Source organism: Paenibacillus sp. FSL F4-0122 (assembly GCF_038002845.1).
GTDB lineage: Bacteria > Bacillota > Bacilli > Paenibacillales > Paenibacillaceae > Paenibacillus_AQ > Paenibacillus_AQ odorifer.
Genome location: NZ_JBBODI010000001.1, coordinates 340,538 through 353,696, shown reverse-complemented (window position 1 = coordinate 353,696; position 13,159 = coordinate 340,538). Strand labels below are relative to the sequence as shown.

12 protein-coding genes are annotated in these 13,159 nt (G+C 45.2%); 9 read left to right on the top strand and 3 right to left on the bottom strand.

Going from position 1 to position 13,159, the window contains the following annotated elements:
* Positions 1–40 precede the first annotated feature (40 nt).
* From MHH49_RS01480 to MHH49_RS01465, 4 genes are all read left to right on the top strand, one after another.
* Positions 41–928, top strand: coding sequence for a hypothetical protein (locus MHH49_RS01480; protein WP_036684443.1), 888 nt, complete (start codon positions 41–43; stop codon positions 926–928).
* Between the two features lie 106 nt (positions 929–1,034).
* Positions 1,035–2,123 (top strand): 3-phosphoserine/phosphohydroxythreonine transaminase, encoded by a 1,089-nt coding sequence (serC, locus tag MHH49_RS01475; protein WP_036684441.1) that lies wholly within the window; start codon positions 1,035–1,037, stop codon positions 2,121–2,123.
* A gap of 124 nt (positions 2,124–2,247) precedes the next feature.
* Complete coding sequence (gene trmL / locus MHH49_RS01470) at positions 2,248–2,712, top strand: tRNA (uridine(34)/cytosine(34)/5-carboxymethylaminomethyluridine(34)-2'-O)-methyltransferase TrmL (RefSeq protein WP_036684439.1); 465 nt, start codon at positions 2,248–2,250, stop codon at positions 2,710–2,712.
* A gap of 126 nt (positions 2,713–2,838) precedes the next feature.
* Positions 2,839–3,093 (top strand): AbrB/MazE/SpoVT family DNA-binding domain-containing protein, encoded by a 255-nt coding sequence (locus tag MHH49_RS01465; protein WP_036684437.1) that lies wholly within the window; start codon positions 2,839–2,841, stop codon positions 3,091–3,093.
* A 346-nt stretch (positions 3,094–3,439) separates the two neighbouring features.
* Here the strand turns inward: MHH49_RS01465 and MHH49_RS01460 are convergent, their stop codons facing one another.
* Positions 3,440–4,504, bottom strand: a complete 1,065-nt coding sequence (locus tag MHH49_RS01460) for a phosphodiester glycosidase family protein (protein WP_111503170.1) — start codon at positions 4,502–4,504, stop codon at positions 3,440–3,442.
* Positions 4,501–4,908: a hypothetical protein gene (locus MHH49_RS01455; RefSeq protein ID WP_036684435.1), complete on the bottom strand. Its 408-nt coding sequence runs from the start codon at positions 4,906–4,908 to the stop codon at positions 4,501–4,503. Before MHH49_RS01455 ends, MHH49_RS01460 begins: the two co-directional genes overlap by 4 nt.
* A 284-nt stretch (positions 4,909–5,192) precedes the next feature.
* Here MHH49_RS01455 and MHH49_RS01450 point away from each other — a divergent pair, with 284 nt between their 5' ends.
* The 3 genes from MHH49_RS01450 to MHH49_RS01440 all read left to right on the top strand — a co-directional run bounded on the left by MHH49_RS01450 (position 5,193) and on the right by MHH49_RS01440 (position 7,372).
* The gene (locus MHH49_RS01450) at positions 5,193–5,849 is read left to right on the top strand and encodes a response regulator transcription factor (RefSeq protein ID WP_036684433.1); all 657 of its coding nucleotides are present in this window, start codon (positions 5,193–5,195) and stop codon (positions 5,847–5,849) included.
* A gap of 144 nt (positions 5,850–5,993) precedes the next feature.
* Entirely contained in the window at positions 5,994–7,211 is a 1,218-nt protein-coding gene (locus tag MHH49_RS01445; protein ID WP_036684431.1) for an aminotransferase-like domain-containing protein, read from the top strand.
* Between the two features lie 8 nt (positions 7,212–7,219).
* Positions 7,220–7,372 (top strand): hypothetical protein, encoded by a 153-nt coding sequence (locus MHH49_RS01440; RefSeq protein ID WP_169744751.1) that lies wholly within the window; start codon positions 7,220–7,222, stop codon positions 7,370–7,372.
* A 982-nt stretch (positions 7,373–8,354) separates the two neighbouring features.
* Here the strand turns inward: MHH49_RS01440 and MHH49_RS01435 are convergent.
* Entirely contained in the window at positions 8,355–9,329 is a 975-nt protein-coding gene (locus tag MHH49_RS01435) for a DUF2161 family putative PD-(D/E)XK-type phosphodiesterase (protein WP_051491337.1), read from the bottom strand.
* Between the two features lie 194 nt (positions 9,330–9,523).
* Here MHH49_RS01435 and MHH49_RS01430 point away from each other — a divergent pair, with 194 nt between their 5' ends.
* Positions 9,524–11,419, top strand: a complete 1,896-nt coding sequence (locus tag MHH49_RS01430; protein ID WP_036684429.1) for a PrkA family serine protein kinase — start codon at positions 9,524–9,526, stop codon at positions 11,417–11,419.
* Positions 11,420–11,969: 550 nt separating this feature from the next.
* On the top strand, positions 11,970–12,896 hold the full coding sequence (locus tag MHH49_RS01425) for an AraC family transcriptional regulator (protein WP_235219505.1): 927 nt from the start codon (positions 11,970–11,972) through the stop codon (positions 12,894–12,896).
* The last annotated feature ends 263 nt before the right edge of the window (positions 12,897–13,159 follow it).

Genomic DNA, 13,159 nt, shown 5'->3' with positions numbered 1-13,159 from the left:
ATTTATTCATTGTAACAATGAACGAAAGGGCGCGTTAGGTATGGGTTGCAGACTGTCAAATGGCATATTAACTGTCGATATCGCTGATATCGGAGAGTATAAGGGCACTCGTTTTGACTGGACAGGATTTATTACACAGGTGACATTAGAAGAGGGGAAACATACGTTTTGTGTGCCGGAAAGCTTGAAGCCAGGCGAAGGAACTGGAGGCAAGGGGCTTTGTAATGAGTTTGGCATTTCCCGGGCAATTGGATATGATGAAGCGCCAATCGGAGGCTGGTTTCCAAAAATCGGAGTCGGATTGTTACAAAAAGGAAATTCCCCATTATACAGCTTCAATGAGGAGTTCCCTTTAACCTCTTTTAGTAAGGATGTCGAAGCAGGGAATGATGCGGTCACATATACGATCCACCCAATGGAAAGCAACGGATATGCTGTGCAGCTAACCAAAACGATTTCTTTACAGGGGGATCAATTAACAATTGCATATGAATTGCATAACAAAGGTCAAAAGCCTTTCCATACGGAGGAATATATTCACAATTTCATCGGAATCGATGGGTTGAATATTGGGCAGGATTTTGAACTGCGTCTTCCGAGGGAACTCAAGGTAGTAGAACCAGAATCCTCCTATACGAAAGAATTGCTAGAGGTATCCGGGAATACTCTTACTTGGTCAAAGGAACCGGATAAACCCTTTTATTGCAAGTTGAGCGGTTGGGAAGGTCAGGAAAATGAGTTCACCTGGGAGTTGGTTCATAAGCCTAGTGGAACGGGCGTGCGAGAGAGTGGGGACTTTCCAGTAGAACGTATGGCCCTGTGGGGAGAAGGTCATGTAGTCTCTCCTGAAGTATTTGTGAACATTAGTCTTTTACCGCGTCAAAGCAAGAGCTGGCGCCGATCTTACCGGTTTTTCACTGCGAAATGAGTACCGTCTTAACCTTTTATGTGAATAATTATACTTGCTGGTGCGGGAGAATATTGCTATCATAACCATATCCATATTGATAGGAGAGAAAGGGTGGGGAGCAGTTTTGAATAAGAGAGCATACAATTTTAATGCCGGACCGGCAGCATTGCCGCTTACGGTACTGGAACGCGCACAAGCGGAGTTTGTTGATTTCCGGGAAAGTGGAATGTCTATCATGGAGATGTCGCACCGTGGTGCAATTTACGAATCCGTGCATAATGAAGCGCAGGAACGTCTGCTTTCGCTCCTCGGCAATCCGAAGGGCTATAAGGTATTGTTCGTACAAGGCGGAGCAAGCACACAGTTTGCAATGATCCCTATGAACTTGATTTCCGAAGGCCAAGTAGGTAGCTATGTAATGACAGGTAGCTGGGCGGATAAAGCTTATAAAGAAGCCAAATTGGTAGGAGGCGCTCATGTTGCTGCTTCTTCCGAAGATAAGAAATTCTTGGCTATACCTGAATTAAGTTCGATCAAAGCTGCGGAGAATGCTGCTTACCTTCATGTTACTTCCAACGAGACCATTGAAGGAACGCAATATGCAGAATTTCCGGATGCAGGCTCGATTCCGTTAATCGCGGATATGTCTAGTGATATACTTTGCCGTCCAATCGATGTGAACCAATTCGGAATGATCTATGCCGGAGCACAAAAGAACCTTGGACCTTCAGGCGTGACTGTAGTTATCGCGAAAGAAGAATTGCTTGCAGAATCACCTTCTAACATTCCTACTATCATGCGTTACAGCACTCATTATAAGAATAACTCTCTTTACAATACACCTCCATCTTTCTCTGTATATATGGTGAACGAAGTATTAAAATGGATTGAGGAGCAAGGCGGCTTAGCTGGCATCCATTCCAAGAACCTTGAAAAATCGGGTCTGTTATATGATCACATCGATGGAAGTGACGGTTTCTACCGTGGCGTTGCAGAACAAGGCAGCCGCTCTATTATGAACGTTACTTTCCGGATGCAATCAGAAGAACTCGAAAAGCAGTTTGTCAAAGCTGCTGAACTGGAAGGTTTTGTCGGCTTAAAGGGTCACCGCAGTGTTGGGGGCTTGCGTGCTTCCATCTACAATGCAGTTCCTTACGAAAGTGTAAAAGCACTGTCCGATTTCATGAACCATTTCCGGCAAACTCAAGGTTAATGAATTCTATCTATAACCTTCCGCCTTCTTGGTGGAAGGTTTTCAGTTTGTTTGGAGAAGCTATGGTTAGGCACTAGAGTAAAACATCTGGCTATTAAGCCTTTAGAGAGGAAGGAACCATATAATGGCACTCCATATCGTATTAGTCGAGCCGGAAATTCCGGCCAATACTGGCAACATTGCGCGTACTTGCGCCGCTACAGGCACTCATCTTCACTTGGTTCGTCCACTCGGATTCCGTACAGACGATGCTACATTAAAAAGAGCAGGATTAGACTATTGGCATGCTGTTACTATTGAATATCACGACTCCTTTGCTGAGGTTTTGGAGAAATATAACGAGGGGCGTTTCTTTTACGCAACGACGAAAGCAGAGAAAAGATACAGTGACTTTGAGTTCCAAGATGGCGATTTTTTTGTTTTTGGCAAGGAAACGAAGGGGCTTTCTGCAGAGATTCTAGAAGCAGGTAAAGAAACAAAAATGCGCATGCCAATGAGTGATGCTGTGAGATCTCTGAATTTATCCAATTCGGCAGCTATTATTGTGTACGAGGCGCTTCGACAATTGGATTTTCCTAATCTTATTTAAAAAAAGACAAATTTTTTATTTTTTTCAGCAGGATTCGACAATTAGGTAACGAAATATATTGAAAGAGCCGAAATAAGTAGTAGCTACTAAATAATTTTTCTTGAACAGGAGAGGTGTACGTTAGTTATGAAACCTGCTGGTGTAGTTCGCAAAGTGGATCAGTTGGGTAGAATTGTTCTGCCTAAGTCCCTGCGTAAAAGGTATCAGATGAATGAAGGCGACCCGGTTGAAATTTTGGTACAGGGTGACCATATCATCTTGGAGCGTTACCGTCCAAAATGTGTTTTCTGTGGATCAATGGATGGTGTAAGCGAATATAAAGATCGTTATATTTGTTCTGCATGCCTTTCGGAAATGACTCAATTGCCAAGACATGCCTAAGAAGTACATATTTTGAATTTTGACAGCCAAGAGCTTATAAAAAAACTGTCCTCTTCGTAGAACTCTTCTACTTGGGGGCAGTTTTTTTATGTATACGAAAAATGCCCCCGCACCAAGTGGCTGCAGGGACATATCGGCTTTATAGGCCTTTTGTTTTGTCGTCGTTGTAAGATGAGGTAAGGATGCCGACCGTAAATAACACAAATACGAACATTACGATCCAAAAGGTTAATGAGAACGACATACTGGCACCTCCAATAGCGAATGTATTCGTTATCAAGATTATAACCTGCAATTTAATAAAAATAAACGCAAATGTGATATGTTACATAGACAATTTACTATATTATTTAAAAAACAGGAAATTCGTTGGCACAGCTCTTAGATTTCCATCGGATGGTTTATTGATAACTCTTCCGTTAAAGATCAATGAGGAAGAGCCACCACCATCTAAATTATAAGCATCTACGAGGCCCATATTCGATAATTTGTTCTGAATCTCCTCCAGCTGTGCACCAGAGCTGCCATACTCATTATATCCATCTGCTACAAAAAGCAGGATCTGATCATCTTTATATTTGCCGATCACGGTACGTGGTGCCCGATTAGGGGATGTTTTCCACTTTTCGGGTATGGGTGTTTTAATGTTGTTTTTAAGGAGGACAGGCACAAAGGTGGCGCCGAATACCGGATCTAGCTGATCTAATTGTGCGCGACTGTAGAATTTCCCGCCGATTAATTGCCCGGATTTGTTCAGCCCAACAAAACTTAGGTCCTTGTACGTTGGCTCAAAACCGTATAAATACTTTCCATCCACTACAGTTGTGCTTAAGGGATAACGTTTTCCGGATTGATCTGCAAAACCGCCCGCATTAATACCAGCAATGGCACCATTACGCTGTACGGCATGCATAGTAGTTTCCGCACCGGAGGCTGTCTCCGCCAAGCTCATCTTCATAGCGGTCGGGTCCTTCAATTTGATTTTCAACGCATAAGCTTTGTAGTTTCCTGGATTCAATCGATATAACTCAACTCTTATACGGTCGCTGGTAACAATCTCTGAAGGTATACCAAGCTTGGCTGAAATCCTGCGGTTATAGATCAGTTCAGGCCGGTTCGCCTGAGTCTTTGCTGTTTCGACCAGCTTATTCATCGTAGTGGTAGTCTCTTTATATAGCTTGGCACTAGCGCTGACAGCATCAATGGTGTAAGCTGCGGAGGCCTCTGCCAGAGTCAGCTCTTTTTTTAAGGAAGCTGTTTCATTCACTGGCCCAGCGCTTGGTGTGAATTGTCCTACATCAAGGTCTAGCTGTAGCGGTGGTCGATACCACGACATACATATAAACAAGCCTATGAACGGTGCAGTTAGAAGCATGAAGAAGCGATTTACTCTTTTGACTGGCGTCATCATTTGATCAGATCCATTTCTTTCTTCAAAGCTTCTAACTGTTTGCTTACCTCACTCAATTGCGTATATAGCTTGTTGCTGTTATCTGTCTTGGCACTAGCATTATCTTTAGTGAAGGTTAATAGTTCGTTAAAGCTTTGCACTGTATTCTGCAATTCCTTCACTTCTTCAGAGAGAACGGCAATTTTTGCTTCATAGTCGGTCTTTAAAACGGTAAGCTGCTGCTGGCTCTGAGTACTAAGTTCGGTTAGCACTTGTTGCTTCAGATGGTTCGTGTAGCTGTATACAGCATATACGCCGAGTCCGATCATCATAATCCAGAACAGTAAAAACCATTTTACGGAAGGGCCGTTTCTCGCAGTAGTAGAGCGCGAGCGTACCGGGGACGTTTCCGCTAGCGGTTGCATTTTATCACCTCGGGTTGGTCTTTTTTTCAAGTCCCCATTCTATCAGACTTTGACAAGATTCGCAAAAATGTAAGAGAGTATGAAAACTAGAAAAAGTAATTGCATCCTATTAAACTACTGCGATACAATTTCTATAGATTGGAATTCTGATAGACGTACACAAGGTAACCAGCTAGAGATTATACAGACAAGTCATCATACAGCCTTGCTTGCGTTTTAACCGGAAACGCTGCGGCGCTTTCCTTTCTAGATGATTATATATAGAGCAGGGGGTCAGGGCATTAATGATGAAGGTTTGGCAGGTGGTCATTGTGGGGTGTCATCCTACAAGTATGCTGGGGACAAAATTGATTTTGGAAGAGGAAGAGGGGCTTAAGGTTCTGGGAATGTATTCCACTTGGGACGAAGGCGCTACCATCGTAAGGGAAAAAAATCCCGAGCTAGTGCTAGTAGATTATCATATGCCTGAGGGGAATATTGAGAGTGTGCTGTTAAATATGAAAAAAAGCTCACCAAACTCACATTTTGTCGTGATGACAGACGAAGACGGGCGAGAACTGCTTCAGCCCCTCGTAGAACTAGGAGCCAGCGGGATATTCTCGAAGGGAGCTTCTCCCCGTCAGCTTTTACAGCTGATCCTGGGTTTACGGGAGGGTTTTCTTTCAATGCCGTTGGAATGGATTGAAAAAGGAGCTTGGCCGATTTCGACATTTAAAGGATTAGATGATGTTCTGCAACTGACGGAGACAGAGATGTTTATCATGGAGCGAATCGTTCAAGGGATTACCTACGATAAAATTGCGCTTGAAATTGCGGTAAGCCGTCGGTCCATTGATAATTATTTGCGCAAAATCTATGTAAAGCTCGATGTTTCGACCCGGGCACAAGCGATTGAGAAATTCGCGCTCTTCTCAAGACAAAACAGGCAAATCTACGCCTAACCCACGCTTTACGACATAATGACGTATGGGGTGGAATATTCTTGGAGTAGAAGTAAGAATATCATGTTGAATGGGTAACCATCCCGTCCTTGGATGAGGATGACGAAGCCGTTTCTACTTGGTAACAGGGAAGGGGGATTTCGCATGATTTACGAATTTTCTGCTCGCGCACACACATTGTTGTCGTCATCGCTTCTTAGTATCCGCACCCAAACACGGAGAAGCTCCATGATATCGCTAGCTGAAGAATTACCAGCGGAAGAACTATTCCCATTGTCACTGCTTGCTGAAGCAGCATCTACGGTGATTTCAGCAGATGCGGGAGCACTGCAATATGGTGATCCTGCCGGGTACGGACCGCTTCGGGAGTGGCTTGCTGGGGATTGGCTTAAAGAAAAAGGGGTAAATGTTGTTGAGGGTGGAGTTCTGCTAACAACGGGTAGCCAGCAAGCCATTGATTTGTTGTCGCGGGTATATATTGATCCAGGAGATCGTGTATTAGTAGAAAATCCGACCTCTCCAGGATTTTTGCAGACTCTTCGGATGCAGGGGGCCGTTATTATTCCCGTACAGGGTGATTTGGACGGGCTTGATCCGGAGCATTTGCGGAGCCAGATCGAGCTGCATAAGCCGAAAATGCTGTTCGCAACCCCTAGCTTTACCAATCCAAGCGGCATTTTATGGAGTTTGGAGAGACGCCGCGCAGTATTGGATTTATGTATCGCATATAACATCTTGATTGTGGAAGATGATTCTTATGGGGATTTGCACTTCCAGAAGCAGGGTGAACACAAGGCCAAAAGATATCCGTCTTTGTATGCATTGGAAAATATCAGCGATGGCGGACATGTGCTTTATATCGGTTCGTTCAGCAAGACCGTTGCGCCCGCGCTGCGGACGGGCTGGGCGGCAGGCAGCCGAGTCTTGATCAGAATGATGTCTGCGGCTAAGCAGATGGCCGATTGGCAGTCGAGCGCATTAAATCAGCGGCTGCTGCATCATTTATTGGATGTGTCTGCGTTTGATCTGCGTGAGCATATCGCGCAGCTGAATCGAGAGTATAACACCCGTCTGAAGCTTATGGTGGAACTGCTCAAGCGGCCTGCTTGGAAGGGCAGCTCCTATGATCTTCCATCAGGAGGCATGTTCCTGTGGGTCGCACCACCAGAGGGAATGGATGTTATGGCATTGCTCAAATGTGCGCTAGGTAAGGGAGTGGCTTTTTTGCCGGGTCCGTTATGTAGTGTAGATGGAGTCAGCAATCACCTTCGCCTTAACTTCAGCCATCCCGGCCGGGATGAGCTGCTGCTTGGCATGAACCTGATGAGCGAAGCGGTTAAGGAGTTCACGGCACGGAGTTAGGTAGTGGAATGAAAGTTGGGAATGAAATGATTGAAATGATGAAAACACAAGACACTCTTAGAGCTAAAACACGGACAGAATTACAAGTCGGGCAAGACGAAGTGCGTGATGTGAGATTAATTAGGGAAATCCTCCCTAAAACTGGTCGATTTGAACTCTAAAATGGACTGTTTAGGGAATTTCTCCCTAAAAAATCAAGGGATACCCCGTTTTAGGGGGTAATCTGGCGAAAATCAGGGAGTAATTCCCTAAAATGCGGTTTTTAGCGTGTGAATCGAAGAATATTAGGGAGGATTTCCCTAATAACTTAGTGTGCCTTTTTCGGAATGGTGTTTTTAAAGCTTATTTTGCTTTGAATGATTTAGTATTAGTGGATGTTGAATGTAGCATAGGGGTTCTAATGTGAATAAATCAGCAAGAGTAGCATGTTTAAGCAAGAGTAGAGAAAATAGTAATTAGTAAATAGCGCTCGTGTTCGAGAGTGTAAATAAGTTAAATAAGTTAAAAAGTACAGTCACTTAGTGCCGGGTGAGGTACGCAGAGATATGAACGTGGTAAGAGTGAGATACGAACGCGAATGAAATCTGAATGTGGACGAATGAGTTACTAATGTGATGAGAATGATTTGCGAACGTGGGAAAAGCGAGTTACGCACGCGGTAAGAATGAAATAGAAATGTGGTATGTATGAGATAGAGCGTGGTACGAACGAGATTCTAGTGTGTTAAGAATGCAATCTGAATGTGATGAGCAAGATACTAATGTGTTAAGAATGCAATCTGAATGTGGTACGTATGAGATACTCATGAGATATGTGTGAAATAAGACATGATACGTATGAGATACTAGTGTATTAAAAATGTAATCTAAATGTGATATGAGTATAGTAAGAACGTGGTACGCACCAGATACTAATGTGTTATGTGTAAGATAAGAACATGGAATGTACAGAGATAAGATTCAAATAAGATTAGACATACGAAAAAGCATCCCGTAGTTGGGATGCTTTTTGGCGTTATTTAATATGTTATGTGTGCATCAGAATAATAAGTTTAAAGTCTGAGTAAATGATTAGAACCGAGGTAAAAGATTAGAACCCGACTAAAAGAGGTGCTCGATTGATGTACTGTCCAGGTTAGGTTAGCTAATTACTGGGATGATTGCTGTTATTGGGTACGCCGCTTGTTATCGCGGCATATTCAACCAGCGCCGCATGACCGGCTGGGGTTAGGGTATAACGCCCACGGCTTACCCGGTGAAACCAGCCGTAGTAGTTGTTCTGAAGCATAGCGGCGGCGGTGGGTACGCCGCTACGCTTCCGCAGCTCGGCCGGAGTGATGCCGGCTGAGCGGGGAGCGCTTCCTGCGGCCAATACGGCCGCTGGAAGCGTGCTTGAGGCAGCGCTAGGGGCACCGCTTCGCGTGCCTGCCGCCGCTGCCTCCCGTGCTGCCGCGTCCCCGGCAGCACGGCTCTCCGGCGCTGAGCTCAGCGCCGGAACCTGTTCAGCGGTGCCCGCCGCTGAACGTTTGGCAGCTGCGAGCGAAGCCTTCGCAGCTGCCTTCTCTGCAGCGGCGGCGGCGTCCGCCTCCGCTGCTTGCAGAGAAAGCGCGACACGCAGCGCTTTCTCACGGTAGGCCGTCACGAGCTTGACGCGCGTGCTGCCGCCGGTGTTGTAGTCTCCGCTGCGCTCGCGGAACTCATAGAGCAGGCGCTCGCGCCGCCGCTTGTTGCTGCGCTGCGCAGGCGGCTTCTCGTCTGGCTCTACAAGCACCTCGACCAGCGGTGCTTTGGTCTTATAAAAGATAACGGTGATCAACCCAAGACCGAGCCGGCGGCATAACCCGCTAAGCTCGCCCCAGCGCTGGTTCACCGCACCTTTTTTATCACGGACACGTTCCACTGCGAGATAGACGATGGGACTGAGCTTCAACCGTTCTACCCCTTGCAGCAGCAAGGCGAGATTGAATGATTTTTTCATCTCCACGATCAGAGGATGCTCAACGTCCTCCCGAATCCCCACCAAATCGCAGGTCCGGACCTCACCTTTGATGCTGTAACCCTGCTTTTCAAAAAAAATCTTCAAAGGAGCGTACAGCTCCGTTTCATGTCGTACCGCCATCTTGTCACTCCCGTAGGCCTTTATTTTCGGGTTTCTCAATAAGGTTTTACAGCCATTTTCTGATTCTCTATTATAGCACAGTAAAAAAGAGGTCAACTATTCCGCGCTTGCCGCATAGGTATGTAATACACTTTTTAACGCTATAGGAGAGCAAGTAGAAGAGCAAGTAGGAGCGCAAGAGGAGGCAGCGAGCAATGGACATTTTTGAGCGTATAGCTTCGTATCGGGCTGAGAACGACCGGTTGGCGTGGAGCGGCACCTTCAAGCAGTATATAGAACTGTTGAGAAAAGACCCCTCTCCCGCAAAAACCGCTCACTCCCGCGTTTATGACATGATTAAGTCGCACGGCGTAGAGGACATAAACGGACGCAAACGGTATAAGTTTTTTGAACAGGAGATTTTTGGACTTGATCGTGCAGTCGAAAAGTTGGTCGAGGAATATTTTCACTCTGCAGCACGTCGGCTTGATGTTCGCAAACGGATTTTGTTATTGATGGGACCTGTCAGTGGGGGGAAATCGACCCTGGTCACGCTGCTTAAACGTGGTTTGGAACAGTACTCGCGGACAGATGCGGGTGCGGTATACGCAATAGAAGGCTGCCCGATGCATGAGGACCCGCTGCATTTGATCCCGCTGGAGCTCCGTCCGGAGATTGAGAAGGAACTTGGTGTACGTATTGAGGGCAACTTGTGCCCATCCTGCCAGATGCGTCTGAGAAATGATTATGCTGGTGACATTGAGCAGGTTAAGGTGACGCGTGTTATTCTGTCAGAAGAAGAGCGGGTAGGGATTGGTACCTTTAGTCCATCTGATCCGAAGTCTCAGGATATCGCTGATTTGACAGGAAGTATTGATTTTTCGACCATTACTGAATTTGGTTCGGAATCTGATCCGCGTGCCTACCGTTTTGATGGTGAGTTGAACAAGGCTAACCGTGGGCTGATGGAATTTCAGGAAATGCTCAAATGCGACGAAAAGTTTTTATGGAACCTGCTGTCACTGACGCAAGAAGGCAATTTCAAGGCTGGCCGCTTCGCGTTGATAAGTGCGGACGAAATGATAATTGCTCATACAAATGAAACCGAGTATAAGTCGTTTATTTCTAATAAAAAGAATGAAGCGCTCCAGTCCCGTATGATTGTTATGCCTGTTCCGTATAACCTCAGAGTTTCGGAAGAGGAAAAAATCTACGCGAAGCTGATCGCCCAGAGTGATATGAGTCATGTGCATATTGCGCCACATGCGCTGCGTGCCGCCGCTATTTTTTCCATCCTAACCCGTCTTAAAGAAAGCAAAAAACAAGGTATGGATCTGATCAAAAAGCTGCGGATGTACGATGGTGAAGAGGTCGAGGGCTATAAAGAGGCCGATCTTAAGGAGATGCAAACGGAGTATTTAGATGAGGGCATGTCCGGAATTGATCCGCGTTATGTTATCAACCGCATTTCCAGCGCTCTGATCAAAGGAGATCTGCAGTGCATGAACGCACTGGATGTCCTGCGGGCGATAAAGGATGGCCTGGATCAGCATCCATCGATTACAAAAGAGGAGCGGGAGCGTTATCTGAACTTCATCTCCATTGCCCGCAAGGAATATGATATTTTAGCGAAAAGCGAAGTACAAAAGGCATTTGTCTACTCCTTTGAGGAATCTGCGAAGACACTTTTTGAGAATTATCTAGATAATATCGAAGCCTTCTGCAATTGGTCGAAAATTCGTGATCCGCTGACGGATGAGGAAATGGAGCCGGATGAGCGGTTAATGCGTTCGATTGAAGAGCAAATTGGTATCTCTGAGAATGCAAAAAAAGCGTTCCGTGAAGAGATCCTGATCCGGATTTCCGCGTATTCACGCAAAGGGAAGAAATTCGAGTACAACAACCACGACCGCCTGCGGGAAGCGATTGAGAAAAAGCTGTTCACAGACCTCAAAGATATCGTCAAAATCACCACCTCGTCCAAAACACCTGATGAAAGTCAGCTCAAACGAATCAATGAGGTATGCGCCAGACTTATTGATGGACATCACTACTGCCCAATCTGCGCCAACGAGCTGCTGAAATACGTGGGAAGTCTGCTAAACCGTTAAAAAGAGTTCATTTATGCGGGGTGTTCCAAAAGCCATGAAAATGGCTGTGGAGCACTCTTTTTTTGTCCTTCCATGTTTTACTGCCTCCTTTTACCCTCCTAATGTTGATCTAAACGCCGCCACCCATCTGACTAATTTGGCTGTTGTGCGTAGGAAGTTGCTAAAGGACACAGGAGACCCTAAACGTAGATTTTGAGCATCTTTAGCAGGCTATTGGACCCTATGGTCGCTATTAGCAGGAAAAACCTAAATATGAGCCGTTTTTTGAGTAATAGCTGCACTGGAGTCCGAAACTCCGCTCAAAAGGCGATATTTTGGAAAATAACGTCATCTGGGTCCTTTAGTCAGTCGTAGGGAGCAACTGAAGTGTAAGTAGGTTACGTGAATCCAGCGTTGTCTACTTCGAGGCTTACCCAAAATGATGGCGGCCAAGAATACGCAGAGTTGTGATCCTTCTGTAAATGGAGGGGCTCGCTGCTCTGTTTTTTTATACAGGCAATAATGCAGCTCAGCAAAACAGGAACAGTCCATCTCATGCGCAGTTGATATAATGAAATCACCGTACGGGGGAAGGCTGGTGCTGCACTTGAATTACAGTAAAGATATAGAAAAATGTGTTGAATATATAGAAGCTCATATCAAAGAAAATATAACGGTGGAAGAAATAGCGACTGAGGTCGGATATTCGGTGTATCATTTTTGCCGAGTGTTCAGCTTGTGCAAGGAAATGTCTGTGATGGAATATGTTCGGAGCCGAAAATTATCCTTAGCCTCAATTGAATTATTTGCTGGAAAAAAGATCATTGATATTGCGCTGGACTATGGTTTTGAAACACAAAGTGGCTTTACTAAAGCTTTTCGCAAAACCTTTGGTTATAGTCCGACACAATATGCGGCGCGGATGGATGGGTTTAGTAAAGGAAATTCAATATTTGATATCGGAGGTTATATTATGAATCCTGTTTTTGTTCGTAAGCCTGCTTTTAAGGTGGCTGGTTATGGTATCCAAACTAATGTTGCGGGTAGTATGTACACTAAGGATATTGCTTCTTTTTGGAGCCATTATGAGGGTGAAAACCTGGAGTCCAAAATGTATAAAATACTAAACCCGCCTAAACACGGAGAAGTTGGTTTATGTATTCCGTCTTCAGATAACGGCAATGCCACCTATCTTTTGGGTGTTATTGTTGAGGACTACTCCAAGGTAGAAGCTGATATGTTGACGATGGATGTGCCAGAAGCCGAATATGCCGTGTTTACAACACCTCCAGTGGATACTTCAACAGATACAGAGCAAATACAGTTTGCCCAAGTCATAAAAAGCAGCTGGAAGTACATCTTCGAAGAATGGTTTAAGGATAGTGGTTACGTTTATGACGAGACTAAACTGGATTTTGAGTTTTACGATGAACGCTGCCATTCGCGGCCAGATACAGTGATGGAGATTTACGTTCCTGTGAAAAAGTTGACTGAATAGTCGATAAGGGCAAATACCGCTCGGTGATAATTGTAATTTCTGAAATGTTTGGACTTTATGTCGCTGACAAAGGCGAACGCTACGCGCCTACATTTTTAAACTTCCTTACGTTACGTTCACCTGGGCATTTGCCATGTGCAGTTATTAAGTCGATATGAGGGTGTCGATGAAGGTCCGCAGCGTGTTACCGCTGCGGGCCTTCTTTTTTAGGAATTCCCATATGGGAAACGTAGATACCTTGGAGGAGTTATACATCGAAATTA

Bases quoted from the DNA above. Each gene is read 5' to 3' on its own strand.
- MHH49_RS01425 (WP_235219505.1), top strand. From the start codon at position 11,970: ATGAAATCACCGTACGGGGGAAGGCTGGTGCTGCACTTGAATTACAGT.
- MHH49_RS01440 (WP_169744751.1), top strand. From the start codon at position 7,220: ATGAAAGTTGGGAATGAAATGATTGAAATGATGAAAACACAAGACACT.
- trmL (WP_036684439.1), top strand. From the start codon at position 2,248: ATGGCACTCCATATCGTATTAGTCGAGCCGGAAATTCCGGCCAATACT.
- MHH49_RS01455 (WP_036684435.1), bottom strand. From the start codon at position 4,908: ATGCAACCGCTAGCGGAAACGTCCCCGGTACGCTCGCGCTCTACTACT.
- MHH49_RS01480 (WP_036684443.1), top strand. From the start codon at position 41: ATGGGTTGCAGACTGTCAAATGGCATATTAACTGTCGATATCGCTGAT.
- MHH49_RS01460 (WP_111503170.1), bottom strand. From the start codon at position 4,504: ATGATGACGCCAGTCAAAAGAGTAAATCGCTTCTTCATGCTTCTAACT.
- MHH49_RS01465 (WP_036684437.1), top strand. From the start codon at position 2,839: ATGAAACCTGCTGGTGTAGTTCGCAAAGTGGATCAGTTGGGTAGAATT.
- MHH49_RS01430 (WP_036684429.1), top strand. From the start codon at position 9,524: ATGGACATTTTTGAGCGTATAGCTTCGTATCGGGCTGAGAACGACCGG.
- MHH49_RS01450 (WP_036684433.1), top strand. From the start codon at position 5,193: ATGATGAAGGTTTGGCAGGTGGTCATTGTGGGGTGTCATCCTACAAGT.
- MHH49_RS01445 (WP_036684431.1), top strand. From the start codon at position 5,994: ATGATTTACGAATTTTCTGCTCGCGCACACACATTGTTGTCGTCATCG.
- MHH49_RS01435 (WP_051491337.1), bottom strand. From the start codon at position 9,329: ATGGCGGTACGACATGAAACGGAGCTGTACGCTCCTTTGAAGATTTTT.